General features: G+C 42.6%; 22 protein-coding genes. 18 read left to right on the top strand and 4 right to left on the bottom strand.

The window, feature by feature from the left end; genetic code table 11:
• The first annotated feature begins 14 nt into the window (after positions 1-14).
• Together galE and PALPR_RS05365 are read left to right on the top strand one after the other, a co-directional pair.
• Positions 15-1,049 (top strand): UDP-glucose 4-epimerase GalE, encoded by a 1,035-nt coding sequence (gene galE / locus PALPR_RS05370; RefSeq protein WP_013444597.1) that lies wholly within the window; start codon positions 15-17, stop codon positions 1,047-1,049.
• Positions 1,050-1,148: 99 nt separating this feature from the next.
• Entirely contained in the window at positions 1,149-2,120 is a 972-nt protein-coding gene (locus PALPR_RS05365) for a type I phosphomannose isomerase catalytic subunit (protein WP_013444596.1), read from the top strand.
• Here the strand turns inward: PALPR_RS05365 and PALPR_RS05360 are convergent, their stop codons facing one another.
• Genes PALPR_RS05360 through recR form a run of 4 tightly spaced genes read right to left on the bottom strand, consistent with a single transcriptional unit; the run spans position 2,121 to position 4,279 of the window.
• Complete coding sequence (locus PALPR_RS05360; RefSeq protein ID WP_013444595.1) at positions 2,121-2,666, bottom strand: GNAT family N-acetyltransferase; 546 nt, start codon at positions 2,664-2,666, stop codon at positions 2,121-2,123.
• 37 nt (positions 2,667-2,703) lie between these two features.
• Complete coding sequence (locus PALPR_RS05355; protein ID WP_013444594.1) at positions 2,704-3,129, bottom strand: BT0820 family HAD-type phosphatase; 426 nt, start codon at positions 3,127-3,129, stop codon at positions 2,704-2,706.
• A 53-nt stretch (positions 3,130-3,182) separates the two neighbouring features.
• A complete protein-coding gene (locus PALPR_RS05350) occupies positions 3,183-3,635 on the bottom strand; it encodes a hypothetical protein (protein ID WP_013444593.1) in 453 nt (150 codons plus the stop codon).
• Positions 3,636-3,655: 20 nt separating this feature from the next.
• Complete coding sequence (recR, locus tag PALPR_RS05345; protein ID WP_013444592.1) at positions 3,656-4,279, bottom strand: recombination mediator RecR; 624 nt, start codon at positions 4,277-4,279, stop codon at positions 3,656-3,658.
• Between the two features lie 254 nt (positions 4,280-4,533).
• Here recR and PALPR_RS05340 point away from each other — a divergent pair, with 254 nt between their 5' ends.
• The 16 genes from PALPR_RS05340 to PALPR_RS05260 all read left to right on the top strand — a co-directional run bounded on the left by PALPR_RS05340 (position 4,534) and on the right by PALPR_RS05260 (position 24,182).
• The gene (locus PALPR_RS05340) at positions 4,534-5,991 is read left to right on the top strand and encodes a sodium:solute symporter (RefSeq protein ID WP_013444591.1); all 1,458 of its coding nucleotides are present in this window, start codon (positions 4,534-4,536) and stop codon (positions 5,989-5,991) included.
• An 84-nt stretch (positions 5,992-6,075) separates the two neighbouring features.
• Complete coding sequence (gene yihA / locus PALPR_RS05335) at positions 6,076-6,672, top strand: ribosome biogenesis GTP-binding protein YihA/YsxC (RefSeq protein WP_013444590.1); 597 nt, start codon at positions 6,076-6,078, stop codon at positions 6,670-6,672.
• Positions 6,673-6,956: 284 nt separating this feature from the next.
• Positions 6,957-8,462: an MFS transporter gene (locus PALPR_RS05330; RefSeq protein WP_013444589.1), complete on the top strand. Its 1,506-nt coding sequence runs from the start codon at positions 6,957-6,959 to the stop codon at positions 8,460-8,462.
• A gap of 122 nt (positions 8,463-8,584) precedes the next feature.
• Entirely contained in the window at positions 8,585-9,712 is a 1,128-nt protein-coding gene (locus PALPR_RS05325) for an ABC transporter substrate-binding protein (RefSeq protein ID WP_013444588.1), read from the top strand.
• A gap of 410 nt (positions 9,713-10,122) precedes the next feature.
• Positions 10,123-10,428, top strand: a complete 306-nt coding sequence (locus tag PALPR_RS05315) for a hypothetical protein (protein ID WP_041620270.1) — start codon at positions 10,123-10,125, stop codon at positions 10,426-10,428.
• Positions 10,425-11,093 (top strand): hypothetical protein, encoded by a 669-nt coding sequence (locus PALPR_RS05310; protein WP_013444587.1) that lies wholly within the window; start codon positions 10,425-10,427, stop codon positions 11,091-11,093. The genes PALPR_RS05315 and PALPR_RS05310 overlap by 4 nt, the downstream gene beginning before the upstream one ends.
• Positions 11,094-11,131: 38 nt before the next feature.
• Complete coding sequence (locus tag PALPR_RS05305) at positions 11,132-12,127, top strand: FecCD family ABC transporter permease (protein ID WP_013444586.1); 996 nt, start codon at positions 11,132-11,134, stop codon at positions 12,125-12,127.
• 209 nt (positions 12,128-12,336) lie between these two features.
• On the top strand, positions 12,337-13,320 hold the full coding sequence (locus PALPR_RS05300; protein WP_013444585.1) for an ABC transporter ATP-binding protein: 984 nt from the start codon (positions 12,337-12,339) through the stop codon (positions 13,318-13,320).
• Positions 13,321-13,348: 28 nt separating this feature from the next.
• On the top strand, positions 13,349-15,826 hold the full coding sequence (locus PALPR_RS05295) for a TonB-dependent receptor (protein ID WP_013444584.1): 2,478 nt from the start codon (positions 13,349-13,351) through the stop codon (positions 15,824-15,826).
• Positions 15,827-16,118: 292 nt separating this feature from the next.
• The gene (locus PALPR_RS05290; protein ID WP_013444583.1) at positions 16,119-17,318 is read left to right on the top strand and encodes a pyridoxal phosphate-dependent aminotransferase; all 1,200 of its coding nucleotides are present in this window, start codon (positions 16,119-16,121) and stop codon (positions 17,316-17,318) included.
• Between the two features lie 80 nt (positions 17,319-17,398).
• Positions 17,399-17,788, top strand: coding sequence for a four helix bundle protein (locus tag PALPR_RS05285; protein WP_013444582.1), 390 nt, complete (start codon positions 17,399-17,401; stop codon positions 17,786-17,788).
• Between the two features lie 129 nt (positions 17,789-17,917).
• Entirely contained in the window at positions 17,918-19,159 is a 1,242-nt protein-coding gene (locus PALPR_RS05280; protein ID WP_013444581.1) for an ABC transporter permease, read from the top strand.
• Positions 19,160-19,407: 248 nt separating this feature from the next.
• Positions 19,408-21,438, top strand: coding sequence for an NAD-dependent DNA ligase LigA (gene ligA, locus PALPR_RS05275; protein WP_013444580.1), 2,031 nt, complete (start codon positions 19,408-19,410; stop codon positions 21,436-21,438).
• 12 nt (positions 21,439-21,450) lie between these two features.
• Complete coding sequence (locus tag PALPR_RS05270; protein ID WP_013444579.1) at positions 21,451-22,023, top strand: DUF6913 domain-containing protein; 573 nt, start codon at positions 21,451-21,453, stop codon at positions 22,021-22,023.
• A 38-nt stretch (positions 22,024-22,061) separates the two neighbouring features.
• The gene (gene dapA, locus PALPR_RS05265; protein WP_013444578.1) at positions 22,062-22,955 is read left to right on the top strand and encodes a 4-hydroxy-tetrahydrodipicolinate synthase; all 894 of its coding nucleotides are present in this window, start codon (positions 22,062-22,064) and stop codon (positions 22,953-22,955) included.
• An 18-nt stretch (positions 22,956-22,973) separates the two neighbouring features.
• The gene (locus PALPR_RS05260; RefSeq protein ID WP_013444577.1) at positions 22,974-24,182 is read left to right on the top strand and encodes a serine hydrolase domain-containing protein; all 1,209 of its coding nucleotides are present in this window, start codon (positions 22,974-22,976) and stop codon (positions 24,180-24,182) included.
• The last annotated feature ends 22 nt before the right edge of the window (positions 24,183-24,204 follow it).

The following is a 24,204-nucleotide window of genomic DNA, read 5'->3' as shown; positions in this document are numbered from 1 at the left end:
AATCTCTCAATTATATGGCTAAAATTTTAGTGACAGGAGGAACCGGTTATATTGGTTCTCATACGGTAGTAGAATTACAGAAGGTTGGTTTTGAAGTGGTGGTTGTAGATAACCTGTCTAATTCAAACATCGATGTATTGAATGGTATTGAGAAAATAACAGGTATTCGTCCTGCATTTGAAAATATTGATTGTGCGGACTATGTAAGCATGGATCGCATGTTCGAAAAGTATAAAGGCATTGACGCAATCATTCACTTTGCTGCGAGTAAAGCAGTGGGCGAATCGGTAGAGAAACCTCTTCTTTATTACCGCAATAACTTGGTTTCGTTGATAAATTTATTACAGTTGATGCCAATCCACAAGGTTAAGAACATTGTTTTTTCTTCTTCCTGTACTGTATATGGTCAGCCTGATGTGTTACCGGTGACAGAAGATGCGCCTATTAAACCTGCTTTATCTCCTTACGGTAATACCAAGCAGATTTGCGAAGAGATTATACACGATACAATTCATTCTAACCCTTGTTATCAGAGCATTATACTCCGTTATTTCAATCCGATAGGAGCACATCCATCAGCAGAGATTGGTGAGCTGCCGAACGGTGTGCCGAATAATCTATTACCATTTGTTACACAAACCGCTATCGGACTACGTAAGCAACTTCAGGTGTATGGTGATGATTATAATACCCCTGACGGATCGTGTATTCGTGATTATATTCATGTGGTAGATTTGGCAAAAGCTCATGTTATTGCAGTTCAGCGAATGTTGAATAACCAAACAAAACACCATGTTGAGACGTTTAATTTAGGAACGGGTCGGGGACTGTCGGTATTGGAAATAATTGAAACATTCGAAAAAGTGAATGGAGTAAAGATTCCATACAAACTAGCGCCTCGTCGTGAAGGAGATATAGAAAAAGTGTGGGCCGATCCAAGTTATGCTAATGATGAGTTGGGATGGACTGCCAATGAAACAGTAGAAGAAACGCTTCGAAGTGCGTGGGTTTGGGAACAAAATCTGGCAAAGCGAGTGAAAGAAGAATAACAAATATTTCATAGTAAATAAGAAGGATGAACAGTTAATATATCGACATGATAAGAGTATTAATTGTTCATTTTTTTTCTTTGTAATACCTATTTTAATATGTTGTATCCATTAAAATTTGCTCCCATTTTAAAAGATAAAATCTGGGGTGGAACTAAACTAAAAGATTTATACGGTAAGCCGGCTGACACTCACAAGCTGGGCGAAAGCTGGGAGCTGTCAGGTTATGAAGGCGATGAATCTGTAGTGGTCAATGGGCTGCTAGCAGGTAACAGTCTCACCGAGTTGGTTGAGATTTACATGGGTGAATTGGTAGGTGATGCTATTTACGACGAATATGGTTTGTTTTTTCCCTTGCTTTTTAAGCTGATTGATGCAAATGAAAACCTGTCAATTCAGGTTCATCCAGGTGATGAAGTGGCAGCTGAACGCCATAATTCTTTCGGGAAAACCGAAATGTGGTATGTGTTGAATGCTGATGAAGGAGGAGAGCTGATTATCGGATTCAGCAAAAATTGTTCAAGAGATGAATATCTTGATGCGCTTGAAGATGATAAAATCGAAAATTTGTTGCAGAAAATTCCGGTAAAAAAGGGAGATGTTTTCTTCATTCCAGCAGGATTGGTCCATGCTATTGGAAAAGGAGTGATGGTGGCCGAAATTCAACAAAGCAGTGATATTACATACAGAATTTACGATTATAAACGAAAAGATGATAATGGCAATGAACGTGAGCTGCATACTGAGGAAGCGCTTGATGTGATAAACTTTGAAGCCACTGAAAACCCAAAGATTGCTTATAATGCTCAGTTAAATGAAATTACTCCGTTGGTGAAATGCGAATACTTTACTACCAATACATTGCGTTTTGATGCGCCTGTGACCCGAAACTACGGAACGCTGGATACTTTCGTAACGTATATGTGTGTCGAAGGTAGTTTTGTTATTGAATATGCCGGCGAAAAAACAGTGATGGGAAAAGGAGATACCGTGTTGATTCCCGCCTGTATAAACGAGCTTGGGTTGATGCCGGATGGTGAAGTGACTTTGCTGGAAATCTATATTGAGTAACTATTTCTGTTTTTGTCTGTTCAGAAAAGTATCTCTGAATAATTGAAAAACAATTATGTTTTCGTAACCGTCAATTGTTTTGATCCAGTTTTTCAATACGCCATTTGTCTCATATTCTTCTTGCTCGAACATACGGCGACTGGCAGTATTTGACTCCGCTATGTGGCAGTAAAGCTGATTTATTTTCAGGTAATTAAAAACATATTCTTCAATCAGGTGTAAACTGGCTTTTGCGAATCCTTTGCCCTGAAAAGCGCTGTCAACAAATAATCCCAGAGCGATGCGGCTGTTGTGGATGTCGAAATCAAACAAATCAACTGTTCCCACAGTTTCTCCGCTTGTGCGACTCTCTATCATCAAGCGTAGTTGTTTATTCTCATAAATGTCTTTGGCGGAATCAACAATGTATTGTTTTAAAACAAAACGCGAATATGGATTGCGCGTATTGCCTACATCCCATAGCAAAGCATTATTTTCCCAGGCATATAATTTATCCAGATCTTCAGGCTCTACGGCTCTTAGCAATATGTGTTCGTTTTCTAACAATTCAGTAAAGTGTTTTGCTTGATTATACGCAGGATAATTATCCGAACAATGATTTAAAAAGTCCTTTTTTCTTAGGTAGCTGATATTCAGGCTCAATATCGTTGGTAATCGGGTCGAAGAATTTACCGTTCATTATCATTCGGTAAATCACTCCCCAATCGGGTAAACCACCAAGATTTCTGTCGTCGATAAATAAATCGGCTTTTAATTTACGCGGCTCCGGATGCTCAGCCGATTCTTCGGGGTAATTCTTATTGACAGCGTAAAACTCTAATCCCCGGCTACGACAAAATTCAACGGCTTCTTTCAATTCAACGCCTTCTCTTACAGTCCATAAAACTAACAAATTGTCAGGGCTTTGCTGCAATCGCTTAAGCGTGTCAATAGCAAATGGAATTTCTTTCCCTATATTCGGATATTCGTGAGTGACAATGGTTCCGTCGAAATCTACTGCTATAACCATAATTAGTTTGAAAGTTATAATGTTTAAAATCAGAAAAGAATTACTGCCGGTTTTTACTCTTCAGTATCATCTTCTTCCAGTTTCAGATCCGAAGTTATTTTTCGTTCGGTTGGTTTACAGAAGATTAGTGCTACGGCCGCAATCAGAGCACAAAAAATCATCGATTCAGTGCGAATAAAATTGAAGACAATAACACTCAGAACAAAGCCAAAGCCAATAGCCAATAAACGCCATATAGCACCGGCTACATATTTATTGATTTTTGTATAGTTATCTTCAATGGCTGCCCACTTCTTTGTATTTTTATGAAAGAGGGCTAATGCCGCAGGAATGGAGATGATAATATACAGAATAACAATTGTTGATAAGACTATACTTTCCGAGCTTTTAGGATCAACACTTGTTGTGCGGTTCATGTTGATTAAATAGCCAATCATAGCACTTAATACTGCAGCCGTATAAATAAGAGAATAAGCAAAATAAATTCTTTTGACTACTTTTTCCATGTTTTTTTCTTGTGTGTTTTTTATTTAAATGAATTGGTAAATTCTACTCTGTTTAATATCGAACGGCCGAGCGTAACTTCGTCGGCGTATTCCAGTTCGTCGCCAATGGCTATGCCGCGGGCAATGGTGGTTATTTTTATGTTCAGCGGAGCCAGTTTGCGGAAAATGTAGAAGTTAGTGGTGTCGCCTTCCATGGTAGTGCTAAGTGCCAGAATCACTTCTTTTACATTTTCGGTTTGCACCCGTTCTATCAGGCTCTCAATTTCCAGGTCTTTGGGTCCCACACCATCCATGGGCGAAATAATGCCGCCCAACACATGATACAATCCACGAAACTGCTGTGTATTTTCGATGGACATCACATCTTTGATATTCTCCACCACGCAAACCGTCTCGTGGTCGCGCGACGGATTACTGCAAATCTGGCAAATTTCGGTGTCCGATATATTATGGCAAACGGTACAATACTGAATTTCGCTCCGTAGCTGAATAAATGCTTTGCCAAACACCTCCACTTCGTATTCCGACTGCTTAAGCAAATGCAACACCAGTCGCAATGCCGTTTTACGCCCTATGCCGGGAAGTTTAGCAAATTCATTGACTGCATTTTCGAGCAGCGAAGAAGAAAATTGTTGTAGACTCATTTCGGTGAATAGTTTCTGAGAACAGCTATCGGTGTCAATAAACGGGATAGAACACTGCTCTTTATATTCGAATGCAAAAATAGAAAAAAAACCGGTTCTAAACTATTTTTATCTACTGCATTTTGTTTCAGCTATTTTTAGCTATTTTTGTGGCAGCTTAGCCCCGGCGGAACTTCATTATGATGACAAATCGCTGTGGGCTGCTTACTCTCAAATTATTAATCATAAGCGCATTCTGTTAGCGTATTCTGCTTATGTCGGGTATTTCCATTTTATTAATCATAGTCGTTTACTTCTCGGCGCTCTGGCTTATTTCGTACATTGTAGGCCGCAAGAGCACCGACAATGATGCATTCTTTCTCGGAAACCGCAAATCGCCCTGGTGGGTGGTAGCCATCGGCATGCTCGGTTCGTCCATCTCGGGCGTGAGCTTTGTGTCGGTGCCGGGCTGGGTGGGTAGCACGCAGTTTACGTATATGCAAATGGTTTTCGGGTTCTTTTTCGGCTACCTGATTATTGCCAACGTGCTGCTTCCGCTCTATTACCGCCTCAACCTCACGAGTATTTACACTTATCTGGAGCAACGCTTCGGAACGTACACGTATAAAACAGGTGCTTCGTTCTTTTTGCTCTCGCGCACCGTGGGGTCGGGCGTACGTCTTTATATGGTCATACTTATTCTGCAATATATCATCTTCGACTCGTGGCATGTGCCTTTTGTGGTGACGGCCACCGTGGCGGTTTTTCTCATTTGGCTGTACACGCACCAAAGTGGCATCAAAACCATTGTGTGGACCGATACTTTGCAAACGGTTTGTTTGATTTCGGCTCTCATTTTGTTGGTTTTTCAGGTGTCGAAACAGTTGGACATGAACCTGAGCGAGTTCAGTACCCGGTTGATTAACGGCGGACATGCCCGCATGTTTGTATTCGACGACTGGCACTCGAAACAAAACTTCTTCAAGCAGTTTTTCAGCGGCATATTTATCGCCATCGTCATGACCGGCCTCGATCAGGACATGATGCAGAAAAACCTTACCTGCAAAAGTCTGCGCGACGCCAAGAAAAACATGTATTGGTACGGCTTTTCGTTTGTGCCGCTCAATTTGTTGTTCCTCACACTGGGCGCCATGCTGCTGATGCTGGCTGCCAAAAACAATATTACCCTGCCTGCTTCGTCCGACGATATTTTGCCTTTGTTTGCTACGCAATACCTGGGGCCGGTGGTCACTTTTCTGTTCGTAATAGGCATCATTGCAGCCACTTTTGCCAGTTCCGATTCGGCTTTGGCTTCGCTCACCACCTCGTTTGCAGTCGACATTCTGGGTGTTCAGCGCAATACTCCCCGCGTGGCCGAACGTAAACGCCGCTTTACGCACATCGGGGTGTCGGTGCTGTTTGTGCTGATCATACTTGTTTTTAAAGCGGTGAATAACAAAAGTATTATCGACGCCATTTATACCATTGCCTCCTATACCTACGGACCTTTGTTGGGCATGTTTGCCTTTGGACTGTTTACCAAACGACCTGTCCGCGACAAGCTGGTGCCTTATGTGGCAGTGGCTTCACCGCTGTTGTGTTTTGGTCTGAATTTACTCACCAGCACCTTGTTTAAGTACCCACTTGGCTACGAATTGCTGATGATAAACGGATTGATTACCTTTGCAGGCATGTGGATGGTGTCGGACAAACAGTTGATAATTGACAATTGATAGTTGATAATGGCGTTGAATCGTTTGAACTTCTGCACGGTAAACTTGTAACTTCTTTTCTTGTAACTCGTAACTAAAATTATTATGGATATAAAATCTGCCGAATTTATAATCAGCAACACTGATTATCTGAAATGCCCCGATAGTAAATTGCCCGAATATGCTTTTATCGGACGCTCCAATGTGGGCAAATCGTCGTTGATCAACATGCTTTGCAACCGCAAGGATTTGGCCATGACTTCGTCGAGACCGGGGAAGACGCTGTTGATAAATCATTTTCTGATCAACAAAAACTGGCATCTGGTCGATTTGCCCGGATATGGTTACGCTACTGCCGGCAAAAAGATGCGCGACCAGTTGCAGGACATTATTGAAAGTTATATTTTGAACCGCGAGCAACTGACATGTTTGTTCCTTTTGATCGATTGCAGGCACGAGCCCCAGAAAATCGACCTGGAATTTATGGAATGGCTGGGCGAGAACGGTGTTCCGTTTTCTATCGTATTCACCAAGCTGGATAAACTGACGCATGCCAAAGGAAAATCGAACGTGCAGGCCTATAAAGATAAATTGTCCGAACAATGGGAAGAGCTGCCACCAATTTTCCTCACCTCGTCCGAAAAACGTACCGGTCGTGATGAAATACTAGGCTATATCGAGGGAATTAATAAGACTTTGTAGTTATTCGTCTTCGACGAATATCACTTCGTGATATTCGCTTCGCGTTATTAATTGTTATTTGCCTTCGGCGTTTAGATACAATATCCGGACTTGATGAAGGAGAGACTAATTAACGCGAAGCGAATGTCGCCGAAGGCAAAGATTACGAAGTTTATAACACTAAAGGTGTTTTCAGAAAACGTTTGCGCCAGGTTTTTCTATTCGGGTTTTAAGTTAGCGCTGTATTGTCGGCGAAAATGAATATCATTGTATTTTATTTGATAAACTGTACATCTTAAAATACTATGCTGAACATTCAAAAGAAAATGAGCAATGCTTTCCTGGCGTTGCTCGGGCTGCCTGCCACGGCAGTTGGTTTTGCGTTATCCACTCAAATTGCCGCACTGAGCTGGATACTTTCCAATAAATATCATCTGGACATTCACGATGTAGCCTTCGTTTGGTTGGCCGGACCCATTGCGGGTATCTTTGGGCAGGTCATCGTGGGCCTGTTGAGCGATAATGTCTGGTTTATGGGTGGTCGTCGCAGGCCGTTTATCATTATTGGTGGCATGGTCAGCAGCATTGCTTTCCTTACACTGCCTCACATTCGGGGTATTTCGCATATCACGGGCATTTCGGACATTATCCTCATTGCGTCCGTCATCGCTTTGTTCCTCGACTTGTCGGTCAACGTAACTTTCAACCCCGCCCGCTCCATTATTGCCGACTTGACCCCCGAAGGCAAAGTGCGCACCGCCGGTTATGTGTGGATGCAGATCATTTCGGGCTTTTTCGGCGTATTTGCCTACTTTTTATCCATGCTTTTTGGAAATGAAATGCTGTTGTACATTGCGGCTGGCATTGTGTTTCTCACCGCTGTGTTTCCCATTCTGTTTATTCAGGAAAAAAAAGAACAGGAAGCTGCTCTGTCCGAAAATCAGGAGAAGTTTGGTGTTTGGCAGATATTTCAGGAAATATTTCCGCTGTATGGATTTTTGGTGTTTGGCATTTTCAGCCTGTTTTTCCACTTTTTCCCCGAAGCGTTGGGCGCGTGGCACAATCCGGTTTTGATTGCCGCACTACTTTATTCGGTCATCATTGGCATTATCATCATTGTTCAGGGAATTAAACATCCGTCGAACCGCAATGAGTTTCAAAAAATCATGCTTGCGCACTCGTTTACCTGGGTGGCTTTTCAGAGCATGTTTATTCTTTCCGGCTTTTTTATCGAGAATCAAATTCTCCCCAACATCGGACTAAAAGGCATTACCGCCAACTGGTTTGCCGAAAAACTCACGGGCGCAACGCAAACCCCGGCTTCGTCGGTGGGGAATATTGTTTCGCTCGGTTTCTTTATCCTCAACCTGATCGGGGCTATTTTCCCCTTGATATTACAATCCATCGCCAAGCGCATTGGTCGGGTCAGGACTTACATCGGGGCGCTTATCTTTTCGGTAATCGGCTATTTCTATATTGCCTATTTCAGCAGGGTAGAGCTCGACTTTTATATCGGTATGTTCCTTGTGGGTATCGGTTGGTCGGCGGTTATTTCCATTGTGTTTGCCATTATGAGCGAACGCGTGAATCCGGCCAAAATGGGTTTGTATATGGGTGTATTTAATTTAGCAGTCGTATTGCCTCAGATGATGAGCAACGGTGTGGCCAACGTTATTAAAGCCACCGGTAACCATCAGTTGCTGTATATCTTTTGCGGATTGTTAGTGGCTGCGTCGGTGGTGTTCTGGATATTTGTACATGAACCCGAATCGTCGGCCGGTGCTTCGGCTACTACCAAAAACGTACATTAAAATAATTCGGTGTTCATAATTTCCTATTATCTTTGCGGAAAGAAATAAAACCGCATAGTTTCCATAATCCAATAACCGCGGACCATTCGGCTCTGCGGTTTTTGCGTTTAAATATACAACCGATGAAAAAGATTTTTCTTATTCCACTACTTTTCCTTTGCTTTTTGTTTTCGTGTACTCCCAAAAGTGCCAAAACGACCAATGCACAAACCAACGACACATTGAAACTTAGTTATGCGCAGGGATTTGCCGTAAAGTATTTCCCTGATTATAAAGAAGTGATTGTATACAGTCCGTGGGTGAAAGGCACGGTGTATGCCCGTTACTATCTAGTGAAAGATGCTTCCGTGAAGACACCTTCCGATGGCACAAAGGTGCAGGTTCCGCTTCGTACCTTGGTTGCCACGTCGGTCACTCATTTTGAGTTTTTGAGCTTGCTGGGGCAGGTGGAAACCATTGTGGGCGTTTGCTCGCCACGCATTATCTACAATAAAGAAATCAACAAACGCTTTGCCGAAGGGCGGATTGCCGATTTGGGCGATGCCTTTACCATCAATGTAGAGAAAACTCTGCAACTAAAGCCCGGAGCATTGATGATGAGCGGCTATAACCAGAATGATCCCTACGCACAACGTGTTTCGCAAGCCGGAATTCCTGTACTGTTTAATAACGAATGGATGGAAACTTCGCTGTTGGCACGGGCAGAATGGATCAAATTTGTGGCGGCATTTTACAATAAAGAGAAACAGGCCGACAGCATTTTTGCCGATGTGGATAAGCGATACAACGACATAAAAGCGAAAGCTGCCGGGGTAAAAACGAAACCCAACATCATGGTGGGCTCCAATTTCCGTGGAACATGGTATATGCCGTCGGGGCGTAATTTTATGGGCAAACTCTTTGCCGATGCAGGTAGCCGCTATTTTTATGCCAACGACACTACGGCCGGAAGTCTGCCGCTGAATGTGGAAACGGTGTTGAAAAACTTTTCGCAGACCGACGTGTGGTTGAATTGTAATTTTAATTCGCTGGACGAGCTGGTGAAGGCCGATTCGAAACACGCACTTTTCCGCCCGGTGCAACTAAAGCAGGTTTATAATATCAATAAGCGCCTGTTGCCTTCCACGGCCAATGATTTTTGGGAGAGTGCTGTGGCACGCCCCGATTTATTGCTTTCGGATATGATTGCCATTCTGCATCCCGAAATTTTGCCGGGATATATCCTTACGTATGTTGAAAAATTGAAATAGCTCTAGGGTAGCTGTCCAATAAGTGCTTTTTTGAACGCAAATCACACAAATTTTCGCAAATGTCATTTTTATAGATGTCACTATATCAGTAATCTGTGTTTTGTGTCGATTTGCAGTTTTTACGTTCCTGCTTTCTTTTGAGATACCCTCTTTTTTGTACAAGTTGAGTTAATAAATTGAGATTATTTAGTACCTTTGGCATCGAAAATTGCGTCCCAAGGTTGGGAAAGCTCCGCTGACCCCTCGGCGAGAGATTCCCAAGGTTGGGAATGGATAGTTGAGGGCTCATTGGTTAAATCCCAAGGTTGGGAAAGTTTCGTTGACCCCTCGGAACAACATTCCCAACGTTGGGAAAGCTTGTTTGATGCCTCGGAAGGAGATTCCCAACGTTGGGACGGTATTTCAGGATAATGGAAAAGCCGTCCGAAGGTTCGGAAAGTACGGTTGACCCCTCGGCGAAGGATTCCGAGAGTTCGGAAAGCTCCGCTGACCCCTCAATGGTTAATTCCGAAAGTTCGGAAAGTACCTATGAGCTATCAACGGCAATCTCCGTGAGTTCGGAAAGTATGGTTGACCCCTCAGCGAAGGATTCCGAAAGTTCGGACGGTATTTGGAGAGGGGAAAAAAATAATTCAGAAGATTTTGAATGCTTGTTTGATTACGAATATAAATATCCCCGCGATTGGGAAAGCCTAAAATGTAGAGTTGTAATATGAAGAAAATCATAATCCTGGCAGTCTTTTTACTTTTTGCACTTACTTTTGTTTTGTCTTTCGATAAATCAGAACATTTTTCTTACTCTTCAATAGCTCAGTTTATCGTACTGGCACTGGGATTGAATTTTCTGGTATATATGATTCGGGATTATTCAAATCCTCCCCAATGGTTATTCAGAATTCGATTTCTGGTTTACGGTTTATCTTATGGGTTGTTTTTTGGCACGTTCATGGCTTTCTTTACGCTAATTAGAACTCAACAGGTTGATTTGATGCGATCTCTGTCTTTCGTTGCCGTGTTCACGTTGGTCGGATTCTTTCGGGGTAACGCTTCAGATAATACCGGTTATTTGAAGTTTAAAAAACTAGTCAAATCAACCGGAAATCAAGAGCTGGATGATCTGTCACTCACAGATTCTGCGTATTATGAAGATTCAATAATGTTTAGAACGTATGGCAGATTAATTCTGGATAATGAACGATTGTATTTTTACTCCTCAGATGAAAATGAATGCTTGTTTGAATCAAAATTGACAGAGTTGAATCCGGTTGTCGAAAGGGCTTCGTTTTTGAATGTACCTGTAGGGCTGGACTTTCAGACTAACGAGACAAAGATATTTATGAAGTTTCCTCTTTATTGGCTAAAAGTAATAGAGAATAACTGAAATCAGCTGAGTAATAATTGTATTTTAAAGTTTTTTTAATGAAATCCCGTTCCCTTATACTATTTCTTATTCTTTCACTCCTTGCAGTGGGGCTTTTTCTGGTCGATTTAGCTTGGGGAAGCATTCACATATCGTTGAGCGAGATTATCGACGTGTTTTTCAGGAAGAGTGGGGATGGAATTAATTCCGAAATATTACTCAACTTCCGCTTGCCTAAAGCCATTACGGCGGTGCTGGCAGGTGCTTCGTTGTCGGTAGCGGGTTTGATGATGCAGACGCTGTTTCGCAATTCGCTGGCCGATCCGTATATTCTCGGAGTCAGTTCGGGTGCCAGTCTGGGTGTGGCGTTGGTCATGATGGCGGCAACTTTTCTTCCTGTCGCATTTGTCAGCAGCGGTTGGGCTCTGATTGTGTCGGCCATTGTCGGTGCATCGGTGGTGTTGATACTGGTGGTAGGTGTGTCGTTTAAGGTGCATAATGCCGTTTCGTTACTAATAGTAGGGTTGATGTTTGGCACCATTGCAGGTTCATTGGTCAGCGTGTTGCAGAACTTTAGCAATCCCGATGCTATTAAGCTCTTTGTAATGTGGACATTCGGTAGCCTGAGCGCCGTGACCTGGACTTACATGACTGTATTGCTCCCGGTGGTACTGATAGGGTTAGGCATGGCTTTTTCATTGCAAAAGCGCCTTGACGGTTTGCTTCTTGGCGAAAATTATGCTCGCGGACTGGGCATTTCCATTCAACAAACACGTTTTCTGATCGTTATAGCCACAGGGTTACTGGCAGGAGGCATTACCGCTTTTACCGGACCTATTGCTTTTGTTGGGGTAGCCATTCCGCATATTGCACGCGGACTCTTTAAAGTGTCGAGCCATAAAGTGTTGTTACCCGCTACAATTTTATGCGGTGCTTCCTTGTTGCTTATCTGCGATATTATTACTCAAATACCAACATATACGTTGCCAATTAATACCGTCAGTGCGCTGTTTGGTGCACCTATTATTATTTGGATAATATTAAAACGGAGATAGAAAAGAGAACCCCTAGCCCCTAAAGGGGAGGAGGAAACCCCAAACCCCTGAAGGGGCTTAAAGACCAAGTTTCTTTAATTGGGATAATTCAAATGTTGAAATAATAAAATAAAAACTTATACTAACTTAATTCCCCTTTAGGGGCTAGGGGTTATATACAATACAAATCTAATTTAATTCCCCTTTAGGGGTTAGGGGTCTATGAGTCTATGAGCATTCTAACCACCCAAAATCTATCCATCGGGTATTCCAAAAAAGGAAGAACCGATATTATTCAGTCGCGACTCAATTTGCAGTTGCGGGCCGGTGAATTGGTGTGTCTTATCGGTCCGAATGGGAGTGGAAAATCTACTTTGCTGCGGACACTTGCCGGTTTGCAAAAACCGATGTTGGGCAAAACTTTTATTGATGAACGTGAGATTATCCGCCTGAAACAGCAGGAAAAGGCCTTACTGATAGCATTGGTACTCACTGAACGGATTGAGATTGAAAATGCCACGGTGTATAATCTGGTGTCGCTGGGGCGTCATCCACACAGCAACTGGTGGGGAAATATCACCGACGAAGAAGATGCTGTGATACGTGAAGCCATAGAAATGGTACACTTGGGACATAAGATTCATCAGAATATCAACGAATTGTCCGATGGTGAACGTCAGCGAGCTATGATAGCTAAAGCATTGGCGCAGGATACGCCCATTATCATGCTCGATGAACCTACGGCACATCTTGATTTGCCCAACAGGGTAGAAATAATGTTGTTGCTTCACCGATTGGCGCATAAAACAGGCAAAGCCATTTTGCTTTCCACCCATGAGCTGGATTTGGCGCTGCAAGCTGCCGACCGGATCTGGTTGATGAGTGCCGATACCGGTGTAGAGTGCGGTGTCCCGGAAGATTTGGTGTTTAATGGCAGTTTCAACCGGGCTTTTGAGAGCAAGTCTTACTTTTTTAATGCTTCGAACGGAAACTTTTCGATGAACTATCCGATGACAAAAAGAGTGTGGGTGTCAGGCGATAAAACCCGTATGTACTGGACTTTTCGTGCTTTGGCACGTGCCGGCTATGCGGTAGTTCAGGATGCTGATGTTCATATTCTGGTTACGGAAAACGGTTGGCTACTTAACGATAAAAACATCAGCACGGTGGAAGAGTTTTTATTGGAACTGGAATGTATCTTTGCTGATCATTGAATCTGAATTTCGATAAATACGCTCACGCATGAATAAAAAGCTCCTCTATATCCTCTGTCTTTTATTGTTGTCTGTAAGCATGTGGGCACAAACCAATGTGCGAATATACGGATACGTGATTGATACGAATAAAAGGGGCGTTGAGTTGGCCAATGTACGGGTAGAAAACTCGGCAGTAGGTACCACTACCAATCAGAACGGATATTATGAGTTGTCACTAAAGGCAACAGATTCGGTAAAGTTGGTTTATTCCATGGTTGGTTACCGAACTATTAAACATACCATACAACCTCATCAGTCTGTGCTGCAAATATCGGTGCAGTTGCCTGTCGCTTCCAATCAGCTTACCGAGGTGAATGTAATAGGCCAACGCAGGCAAAACTCTACGCTCGATGTGCTTGATCCTTCCAAATTTCGTGTTATCCCTAATGTTTCAGGGGGAATTGAATCATACCTCATCACTTTTACAGGCGTTAGTTCCAGCAATGAACTGAGTTCGCAGTATAATGTTCGTGGCGGTAACTTTGACGAAAACGCGGTTTATGTCAATGGCATTGAGGTTTATCGTCCGTTACTTATTCGTGCGGGACAGCAGGAGGGTTTGAGCTTTATTAATCCCGATATGGTGGAAAAGGTCTCATTCTCGGCTGGTGGATTTGATGCCAAATACGGTGATAAGATGTCGTCTGTGCTGGATATTCAATATAAAAAGCCAACAGAATTCGAGGCTTCGGCTTCAGTGAGTCTACTCGGAGCTTCGGCCTATGTCGGAACAGCTAACAAGCGGTTTTCACAGATGCACGGTGTTCGGTACAAAACATCATCGTATCTGCTGGGCACACTCGATACCAAGGCTGAATATAAACCGGATTTTCTGGATTATCAGACTTATCTCACGTACAACCTTTCGCCGAAGTCGGAAATAACCTTTTTGGGAAATTTCTCTCAAAACTCTTATCAGTTCGTACCACAAACGCGCGAAACTAAATTCGGAACGTATCAAACTCCCCGTAATTTAGTTATTTATTTTGACGGACAGGAAAAAGACTTGTTTCGTACGGCTTTTGGGGCGCTTACCTATAATTATAAACCCATTAAGGGGATGAAACTGAGCTTGCTTGGATCGTTGTTTTCTACCAATGAGAATGAAACCTACGATATTTCGGGTGAATATATAATCAATGAAGCACAACTCGATGCTGATCCTGCAAAACCGGCCGGAGACCCGTTGGGAATAGGAACTTATCTTCAGCATGCCCGAAACCGCCTGAAAGCCACTGTTGCCAATCTGGCACATCGGGGAGAATACGATGTGGCGAATCATAAAATGAGGTGGGGCGTCAATATTCAGAATGAAATAATTTCAGACAAAATAAATGAGTGGGAGTTGCGCGACTCCGTGGGATACTCGCTGCCATACAGCGATGAAAATGTAAATGTGTTTTATAATCTGAAGGCAAGCAATAAATTGTCTACCTGGCGTTCAACTGCTTTTTATCAGGATACCTATAAATGGAACTCGGATGCAGGATCTTTCTCGTTTACCGGAGGATTGCGGGCAAATTACTGGACTTTCAATAATGAATTGCTTGTGAGTCCACGTATAGCATTCTCGTATCTGCCTCGTTGGAAAAGCGATTACAGTTTTCGTTTTGCTACGGGAGTTTATTATCAAACGCCTTTTTACAAAGAAATCAGAGATACACTTACCGATGCGTTGGGAAATGTAAATATTCGATTGAATAACCGCATCAAAGCGCAACGTTCGCTCCATTTTGTGTTGGGAGGTGATCATTATTTTCGTGCCTGGGGGCGACCATTTAAATTCACAGCCGAAGCTTATCTGAAACTTATTGACCGGTTGATATCTTATTCTGTAGATAATGTTCAGATTGTTTATTCAGGAAAAAATGATGCCAAAGCGTATAGCGCCGGCATGGATTTCAAACTTTATGGCGAGTTGGTGCCGGGTGCCGATTCCTGGATTAACCTGTCATTGATGAATGCGAAACAGGATATTATTGGCGATTCGTATGTGAGCCATACTTACGACGCGGACGGAAAAATACTGACATCCAAAACCGTTTATCCGGGGTGGGTGGCAAGTCCGGGTGAGCAACGATATACTTTCTCCATGCTTTTTCAGGATTACCTGCCCAATAATCCGAAATATAAAATGCAATTGAAATTGGTTTGGTCGGATGGTTTGCCATTCTGTCCCGTAAAGAGCGTTCAGTTCCGTTCGGCATTTCGCACTCCTCCTTACCGACGGGTGGACATCGGAGCTTCCCGGGTGTTGATTAACGGAGTGGATAAAACAATGAATAAATCGTGGTTGAAACATGTGAAAAACATCTGGTTGAACGTGGAAGTGTTCAATTTGTTGGACATCAAAAATGTGAATTCATATTATTGGATTACTGATGTTCATAATCAACAACTGGCAGTGCCCAATTATCTTACCGGACGTCAGCTCAATTTGAAGATAATGGTGGATTTGAAATAGTGGCTAGTAAGTAGTCGGTAGTAAATAGTTTATAGAAAATCTGAGACTATAAACTCATGACCATTCTTTTTGATTACTGTTGACAATATCAATTCTCTACTTACCTCTTACTACCTACTAGGAACTACCTACTACCAACTTACTTTCAACTTGTAATCAAATCTCTTTTTTTCTCGGGTAAATTTCACTAATTTTGCAGCCATTATTAATAATATGTATTTCACTCGATGGTACAAAGCATTTTTTATAGCTAATGCTGATAACTGTTGACTGATAATTGAAAACTGAAAATATGCCACACACCTCACAACGGGGGCAGGCAATGCCCGAATCGCCTATTCGTAAACTGGTTCCGCTGGCCGACAAAGCCAAAGCACGCGGTATCAAAGTGTACCATCTTAATATCGGTCAGCCCGATTTGAAGACGCCGCAAGTCGCGTTGGATGCGATTCGTAACATTGATCGTACCGTGCTTGAATATAGTCCGAGCGACGGTATACGAAGCCTGAAAACCAAACTGGCAGCTTATTATCATTCTTTCAATATTGATGTAACGGAGGATGATATCATTGTTACCACGGGAGGTTCTGAAGCCGTGAATTTTGCTTTCATGAGCTGTCTCGATCCGGGTGATGAAATCATTGTGCCGGAGCCGGCATACGCCAATTATACAGCTTTTGCAATTGCTGCAGGAGCTATTGTAAAACCTGTTGTGTCTTCTATCGAAGAGGGTTTTGCATTGCCTTCAGTTGAAAAATTCGAGGAACTTATCACGCCCAAAACGAAGGGAATTCTGATTTGTAATCCGAATAACCCGACCGGTTATCTGTATACCCGCTCCGAGATGAATAAAATTCGCGACTTGGTGAAGAAATACGACTTGTATCTTTTCTCCGACGAAGTGTATCGCGAGTTTTGTTATACCGGTGCGCCTTATATTTCGGCTTTCCATCTGGATGGGATTGAGGAAAATGTGGTACTGATTGATTCGGTGTCTAAACGTTACAGCATGACCGGTGTCAGAATTGGTGCATTGGTAACAAAGAACAAGGATGTGCGTAAAAACGTTATCAAGTTCTGTCAGGCACGCCTTAGTCCGCCTTTGTTGGGGCAAATAGCTTCCGAAGCAGCGATGAATACTTCTGCGGAATACATGCTCGAAATGTATAACGAATATGTGGAACGCCGTAAGTTTCTGATTGACGGTTTGAACCGCATTCCCGGTGTTTATTCTCCTATTCCAATGGGTGCATTCTACACAGTTGCCCGTTTACCGATTGACGATGCCGATAAATTCTGTGCATGGTTGCTTTCCGACTTTGAGTATGAAGGTTACACGGTAATGATGGCTCCGGCTTCAGGGTTTTACACGGTAGATGGCTTGGGAAAAGATGAAGTCCGCATTGCCTATGTGTTGGATAAAGAAGATCTGAAACATGCGCTGATTGTGCTGGGCAAGGCTTTGCAGGCTTATCCGGGACGGACGATTTGATGTAGTTAATTGGTTGATTGGTTAATTAGTTGATTGGTTGAGTAAGTTCTTTTAGTTGAATAGATTAATAGAGCAAAAGTATGGTAAATAATTTTGAAGAATTAGAAGTTTGGAAAGAATGTCGAAATTTGAGGAAACAAGTTTCGATAGTTCTAAAATCATTTCCATCAGAAGAAAAGTACCGTATTGTTGACCAGTTAATTCGTGCAACCAGATCAATTACTGCTAATATCGCAGAAGGACATGGACGTTATCATTATCAGGAGAATATTCAATTTTGCCGTCAGGCTCGTGGTTCTCTAACGGAAACTTTAGATCATATGATTTGTGCAACGGATGAAAATTATATTTCTGATGAACAATTCAATAATTTCAGGAATCAATATATTTTATGTTTAAAACTGCTTAACGGATACATTGCCTATTTGCAGAAAATGAAGCTAAATCAATCAAGTAAACTTAATGGTTGATTAGTTGATTGGTCAAATGAGTTGAATTAGTCAGTTGTGTAAAACCAATCAACCACTTGACCAATCAACCAATCATCCAATCATCCAATCATCCAATCAACCAATCAACCAATCAACTAATCAACCACCGTGTCTCTAGAATATTTCATAGCTAAACGCATTCATTTTCAGCAGGGCAAGAAAAATGTTTCTCGTCCTGCCGTTCGTATAGCCACCATTGGTATAGCCTTGGGGTTGGCTGTTATGCTTATTTCCGTTGCGGTAGTTATCGGATTTAAAACCGAAATCCGCAATAAAACCATTGGGTTTGGAGGGCATATTCAGGTTTCTAACTTTGATAATAACAATACATTTGAGACCAATCCTATCAAAGTAGATAAAGCGTTGATGAACAAAATCACGGCTATTGACGGGGTGAAGCACGTTCAGCGTTTTGCGACCAAGCCGGGCATTATCAAAACCGATACAGAGTTTCAGGGCGTTGTGATAAAAGGAATAGACAAAGGTTTCAACTGGGATTTTTTCAAATCCAATTTGGTTGAAGGCAATGTGCTGGATGTGTCGGGAGCAACACCCGGAAATCAGGTAGTTTTGTCGAAATACCTGGCTAATCTGTTAGGATTAAAGTTGGGCGACAGCTTCTATACATACTTCATACAGGAAAAAGTCCGGGCTCGTAAGTTCAAAATTGTAGGTATATATTCTACTAACTTCATCGAATACGATAAACTGTTTATCCTTGCCGACATGCGTCAAGTGCAAGCGCTTAACGACTGGTCGCAGGATTCTTTCAGCGGACTGGAAATTCTTGTCAATGATTTCAACCGCATTGACGAATTGGGCGATAAGGTTTATGACGTTACGGCCAACAAATTCAACAAAGAGGGCAATGCGTATACCACACAAACCATCAAACAACTCAATCCGCAGATTTTCAGTTGGCTCAGTTTGTTGGACATGAATGTGTGGGTTATCCTTCTCTTAATGCTTGCAGTAGCGGGTTTCAATATGATTTCGGGTTTACTTATTCTGATTCTTGAGCGTACCAACATGATTGGAATTCTCAAGTCGATGGGATCTACCAACTGGTCTGTGAGAAAGATATTTCTTTATCACTCGGCATTTCTCATTGGCAAGGGTATGTTGTGGGGCAATGTGATAGGCCTTTCGCTCTGTGCTATTCAATACTTTACAGGTATCATCCCGCTCGATCCGCAGTCTTATTACGTAGCCACTGTTCCTGTTAGCTTCAACTGGTTGTATATTCTGCTACTCAATCTCGGAACGCTTGTTGCTTCGCTTTTGATGATGGTTGGGCCGTCGTATCTTATTACCAAAATTAATCCTGCCAAGATTATCCGGTACGAATAGGTTGTAAATGGTATAGCATCTCCCAAAAATCGGTTTTAAATTGCCACTTTACACTTATTGCTAAAGAAATCGTTCTGTAAGTATTCTAAGTGGAAATCAATAAACTTTTGTTTATTTCCAACCCTGTTACCCTTTTGCTTGTTTACTTGTGTGTAAATTCCTATTTTTGCATATAAAGATAGTCTCTGTTTTATAGATAAAATAACCCGGAGTCTTGTAACTTGTAACCAGCAACTTGTAACTGAACCATGATTAAAGACCAGATAGAATCGCTTCGTCGCGAACTTGAACAGCATAACTATAACTACTATGTGAAATCGGCTCCTACCATTTCCGATTTTGAGTTCGATGCCAAGCTCCGGCAGTTGCAGGAACTGGAGGCGGCTCACCCAGAGTTCTTCGATCCGAATTCGCCTACGCAACGTGTCGGAAGCGATATTGCCAGCGGTTTTGAGCAAGTGGCGCATGTTTATCCCATGCTTTCGCTTGGAAATACCTATTCCGAAGGTGAAGTGCAGGATTTTTACGAGCGGGTGCGCAAAGGGTTGAACGAAGATTTTGAACTGGTTTGTGAATTGAAATACGACGGAACATCCATTTCGCTCACTTACGAGGATGGAGTGTTGGTGCGTGCTGTGACCCGTGGCGATGGCGAGAAGGGTGATGATGTAACCGCCAACGTGAAAACAATACGTAGCATTCCGTTGCGCCTGCAGGGAAATTATCCCAAATCGTTCGAAATACGGGGCGAAATACTTATGCCATGGTCGGTGTTCGACGACCTGAACCGCGAACGCGAAGAGCAGGAAGAACAACTCTTTGCCAATCCGCGCAACGCAGCTTCGGGAACATTGAAGTTGCAGAATTCCTCGGTGGTTGCCAGTCGCAAGCTGGATGCCTATCTGTATTATTTGCTGGGCGAAAATCTTCCGTCCGACCTGCATTCCGAGAATCTGGAAGCAGCACACTCGTGGGGTTTCAAAATATCCGATGCCACTAAAGTTTGCCGAACGCTGGACGAAGTCTCGGCTTTTATCAACTATTGGGATGTGGAACGGAAAAATCTTCCGGTGGCTACTGATGGCATTGTGTTGAAAGTAAATTCGCTCTCTCAACAACGCGCGTTGGGCTTTACCGCCAAATCGCCCCGTTGGGCCATTGCCTATAAGTTTCAGGCCGAAAAAGCAGTGACGCGGCTCAATTCCGTTTCGTATCAGGTGGGTAGGACAGGGGCTGTAACTCCGGTGGCCAACCTGGATCCGGTGCAACTTTCGGGTACGACCGTGAAGCGTGCTTCGCTGCACAATGCCGACATTATCGAAGCGCTTGATTTGCATATTGGCGATATGGTTTTTGTGGAAAAGGGCGGCGAAATTATTCCGAAGATTACGGCTGTGGATAAGGATGCACGACTGTTGATAGGTGATAAAGTGCAGTTTATCAAGAGTTGCCCCGAATGTGGTGCTGCATTGGTACGCTTCGAAGGCGAAGCCGCACATTATTGTCCCAATGAAAATGCTTGTCCGCCTCAGATTAAAGGAAAGATGGAGCATTTTGTCAGCCGCAAAGCCATGAATATTGATGGATTGGGGAGCGAGACCATTAATCTGCTTTATCAAAATGATTTATTGCATAATATTGCCGATATTTACACACTGAAAGTGCCCGACCTGATTCGGTTGGAGCGACTGGGTACAAAATCGGCCTATAATATAAAAGAAGGGGCTGAAAAGTCGAAAGAAATACCGTTTGAACGGGTTGTATTTGCCCTCGGAATACGCTTTGTGGGCGAAACTATAGCCAAAAAACTGGCGTATGCTTTCAAAAATATCGAAGCGTTAGAACAAGCTAGTTACGACGAACTGGTAGCGGTAGATGAGATTGGTGGACGGATTGCCCAAAGTGTGGTGGCTTATTTTTCCGATTCGTTGAACATAGAAATGCTAAACCGACTGAAAGAATATGGATTGCAAATGAGCCTATCGGAAGATAAATTGCAAGCCCACGGAACTGCGCTGGCAGGCCTGTCGATCGTTATCAGCGGTACGTTTTCAAAACATTCGCGCGACGAGTATAAAACCATGATAGAGCGCAACGGGGGTAAGAATGTCGGAAGCGTTTCCGCCAAAACCTCATTCATACTGGCCGGAGATAATATGGGACCCGAGAAACTGAAAAAGGCTGAAAAGCTGGGAGTGAAATTAGTAAATGAAGATGACTTCTTGTCGATGATAGGTGCAGACGCACAAGCTCAGACACAGGAAGGGTTATTATTCTAAAGAAAGAAAAACATGAAGAAATTAAATAGTTATTTGTTTCATAAAAGGGCTCAAAAATACCTGAGTGAAACACCCCGCAGTCATCGATTTGTGAGTTACGATAAGGCCAAAAACATACTCTTGCTTTTTGAAAGTGATCTTCAGGAAAAGAACGTAAACATACGTAAGATTATCACTCAGCTTCAAGCAGATGGGAAAAAAGTATCTGCATGGGGATTTATCAATAAAAAAGAGGTTGAAACTGCTATACTGCCCGAATTTAGAATTCTGCATCACAAGCAAACCGACTTTTTCAGGAAGCCGATTCAGTCGTTTATCAATGAGTTGGAGGATCAGGAGTTTGATCTGATGATAGATCTTTCGTTGCAACCCATTGTAACGTTGGAATATATTGCGATGTATGCCAAAGCAACCATGAAAACCGGGGTGCATAAAACCGATTTGCCAATATTCGATTTTGTACTTGATACCGAGGGTATAAAAGCAACATTTCAGGATGCTGCATCCACCGAAAATCAGATAGATGAAACATACCTTTTTGATCAGATAATTTTTTACCTCAAAAGCATACAAACTAAAGATTAAAGCAGTACTTTTGCAAACAAATTGTATTCCTTATACCGATGATTAATAATAAACTGACAGGAATGGGTGTGGCGCTGATAACACCCTTTAAAAGTGATGAATCAATTGATTTCGATGGGCTTGCCAGACTGGTGGAACATCTTATCAAAAATGGGACTGATTACCTGGTGGTATGCGGCACAACTGCTGAAACCCCAACACTGACAGAACAGGAAAAAGAAGATGTAACCCGTTTTGTGGTTCAGTGCAATGCCGGCCGGTTGCCTATCGTCTTGGGATTGGGTGGAAACAATACCAAAGCTGTTGTTGAAAAATTAAAAACTTCCGATTTTACTGGAATAGATGCGATATTATCGGTTACTCCATATTACAATAAACCTTCTCAGGAAGGCCTTTATCAGCATTATTCGGCTATTGCGAAAGCTTCACCACTACCAGTGGTACTTTATAACGTACCGGGACGTACCGGTGTGAATATGCTGGCTGAAACCACATTGCGACTTGCCAAGGAATTCAATAATATTTGTGCCATCAAGGAAGCTTCAGGCAACTTTACACAAATCGACGATATCATCAAGAATAAACCAAAAGATTTCATGGTTATTTCCGGCGATGATGGTATAACATTCCCGTTGATAACGCTGGGAGCTGTTGGAGTAATATCGGTTATCGGAAATGCATTCCCACGTGAATTCAGCCGCATGGTGCGCCTCGCGCAACAAGGCGATTACGATAGCGCCCGACAAATACATTATCATTTTACCGAATTAATACAGCTCCTTTTTGTCGAAGGAAATCCTGCCGGAGTAAAAAGTATGCTTGCCGTTATGGGCTTTATCGAAAATAAGTTGCGCCTGCCTTTGGTTCCCAATACGATTAAAACTTACGAGAAAATACGATTAGTTCTCAATGAGTTGAATATAAAATGTTAGGGTAAAACAAAACGCTTTATGAAAACTTCTCAGAAATTTACTTTCAGGAAAATTACGTTATATCTGCTTTTGACACTGATTGTCGGGGCAGGTATTTTTCTAATATTGCCGGGTAATTATTATGTTCGCAAGTCTCTAATTCACTGGATGCCGAAGATTGATCAATATACAATTTTTGCAAACAGGGTCGTGAAAGCCGATGATCCGCAACCGTGGGATTTTGCTCCCGATGTGGATAGTAAGCAAATTTCACCGGAATTCGAAGCTGATTTTACGAAATACAAAACCATAGGATTTGTTGTTGTTCAGCACAATAAGATAATCTTAGAGCAGTATTGGAAGAATTATAGTCCGCTTAGTCTGACTAACTCATTTTCGATGGCCAAGAGCGTTATTTCGTTGTTGATTGGATGTGCCATTACCGATGGGAAAATAAAAAGTGTAGAGCAGCCGGTTAGCGATTTTTTGCCTGAGTGGACTTCTTTTGATGGCAAAGTTCTTAGCATAAAAGATCTGTTGACCATGAGTGCAGGTGTTGACTGGGACGAATCGTACAGTTCACTTTTCTCCAAAACCACGCAGGCTTATTATGGAAATGACCTGTGGAAACTGGCACTGACCGAAAAGCTGATTGAAAAACCGGGTGAGCGATTTAATTATCAAAGCGGTGTAACTCAAATGCTGGCTTTCGTATTGCAAAAAGCTACGGGTAAGAATATTGCCGATTACGCTTCCGAAAAATTGTGGACTCCCATTCATGCCGAAGAGGATGCTCAATGGTCGCTCGATCATAAAGACGGTATGGAAAAGGCGTATTGTTGTTTTAACTCCAATGCCCGTGACTTTGCCCGCTTGGGTCAGCTAATCTTGAATAAAGGAAAGTGGGATGGCGTTCAGGTTGTTGACTCCAACTATATCAAAGCTGCAACTACGCCGGCTACGTGGTTAAAATTCACCCGAAAGCTTCGTCCCGACGAAACTACCTACAGAGAACCTATTCCTTGTTCGTTCTACGGTTATCAGTTCTGGCTGCTGAAATATCGAGGTCTGGACATTATTAATTACAGAGGAATGTTGGGGCAGTATATTCTCGTTATTCCTAAGTTGGATGCAGTTATTGTTCGCCTCGGTAAGGAACGTGAAGCCGAGTATGATGTCGAGCAAAACTATCCCAAGGACATTGAAATCTGGTTAAATGCCGGAATAGATGCCATAAATAAGCAGTAAGAAGTTTCTCTTACTGCCACTT

This window comes from Paludibacter propionicigenes WB4, assembly GCF_000183135.1.
GTDB classification, from domain to species: Bacteria; Bacteroidota; Bacteroidia; order Bacteroidales; family Paludibacteraceae; genus Paludibacter; species Paludibacter propionicigenes.
Note: the sequence above shows the minus strand (reverse complement) of the source record. Positions and strands in the feature narration are given on the sequence as shown.

Excerpts from the sequence above, each read along its gene's own strand:
- galE (WP_013444597.1), top strand. The coding sequence starts at position 15 with ATGGCTAAAATTTTAGTGACAGGAGGAACCGGTTATATTGGTTCTCAT.
- PALPR_RS05365 (WP_013444596.1), top strand. The coding sequence starts at position 1,149 with ATGTTGTATCCATTAAAATTTGCTCCCATTTTAAAAGATAAAATCTGG.
- PALPR_RS05355 (WP_013444594.1), bottom strand. The coding sequence starts at position 3,129 with ATGGTTATAGCAGTAGATTTCGACGGAACCATTGTCACTCACGAATAT.
- PALPR_RS05350 (WP_013444593.1), bottom strand. The coding sequence starts at position 3,635 with ATGGAAAAAGTAGTCAAAAGAATTTATTTTGCTTATTCTCTTATTTAT.
- recR (WP_013444592.1), bottom strand. The coding sequence starts at position 4,279 with ATGAGTCTACAACAATTTTCTTCTTCGCTGCTCGAAAATGCAGTCAAT.
- PALPR_RS05340 (WP_013444591.1), top strand. The coding sequence starts at position 4,534 with ATGTCGGGTATTTCCATTTTATTAATCATAGTCGTTTACTTCTCGGCG.
- yihA (WP_013444590.1), top strand. The coding sequence starts at position 6,076 with ATGGATATAAAATCTGCCGAATTTATAATCAGCAACACTGATTATCTG.
- PALPR_RS05330 (WP_013444589.1), top strand. The coding sequence starts at position 6,957 with ATGCTGAACATTCAAAAGAAAATGAGCAATGCTTTCCTGGCGTTGCTC.
- PALPR_RS05325 (WP_013444588.1), top strand. The coding sequence starts at position 8,585 with ATGAAAAAGATTTTTCTTATTCCACTACTTTTCCTTTGCTTTTTGTTT.
- PALPR_RS05315 (WP_041620270.1), top strand. The coding sequence starts at position 10,123 with ATGGAAAAGCCGTCCGAAGGTTCGGAAAGTACGGTTGACCCCTCGGCG.
- PALPR_RS05310 (WP_013444587.1), top strand. The coding sequence starts at position 10,425 with ATGAAGAAAATCATAATCCTGGCAGTCTTTTTACTTTTTGCACTTACT.
- PALPR_RS05305 (WP_013444586.1), top strand. The coding sequence starts at position 11,132 with ATGAAATCCCGTTCCCTTATACTATTTCTTATTCTTTCACTCCTTGCA.
- PALPR_RS05300 (WP_013444585.1), top strand. The coding sequence starts at position 12,337 with ATGAGCATTCTAACCACCCAAAATCTATCCATCGGGTATTCCAAAAAA.
- PALPR_RS05295 (WP_013444584.1), top strand. The coding sequence starts at position 13,349 with ATGAATAAAAAGCTCCTCTATATCCTCTGTCTTTTATTGTTGTCTGTA.
- PALPR_RS05290 (WP_013444583.1), top strand. The coding sequence starts at position 16,119 with ATGCCACACACCTCACAACGGGGGCAGGCAATGCCCGAATCGCCTATT.
- PALPR_RS05285 (WP_013444582.1), top strand. The coding sequence starts at position 17,399 with ATGGTAAATAATTTTGAAGAATTAGAAGTTTGGAAAGAATGTCGAAAT.
- ligA (WP_013444580.1), top strand. The coding sequence starts at position 19,408 with ATGATTAAAGACCAGATAGAATCGCTTCGTCGCGAACTTGAACAGCAT.
- PALPR_RS05270 (WP_013444579.1), top strand. The coding sequence starts at position 21,451 with ATGAAGAAATTAAATAGTTATTTGTTTCATAAAAGGGCTCAAAAATAC.
- dapA (WP_013444578.1), top strand. The coding sequence starts at position 22,062 with ATGATTAATAATAAACTGACAGGAATGGGTGTGGCGCTGATAACACCC.
- PALPR_RS05260 (WP_013444577.1), top strand. The coding sequence starts at position 22,974 with ATGAAAACTTCTCAGAAATTTACTTTCAGGAAAATTACGTTATATCTG.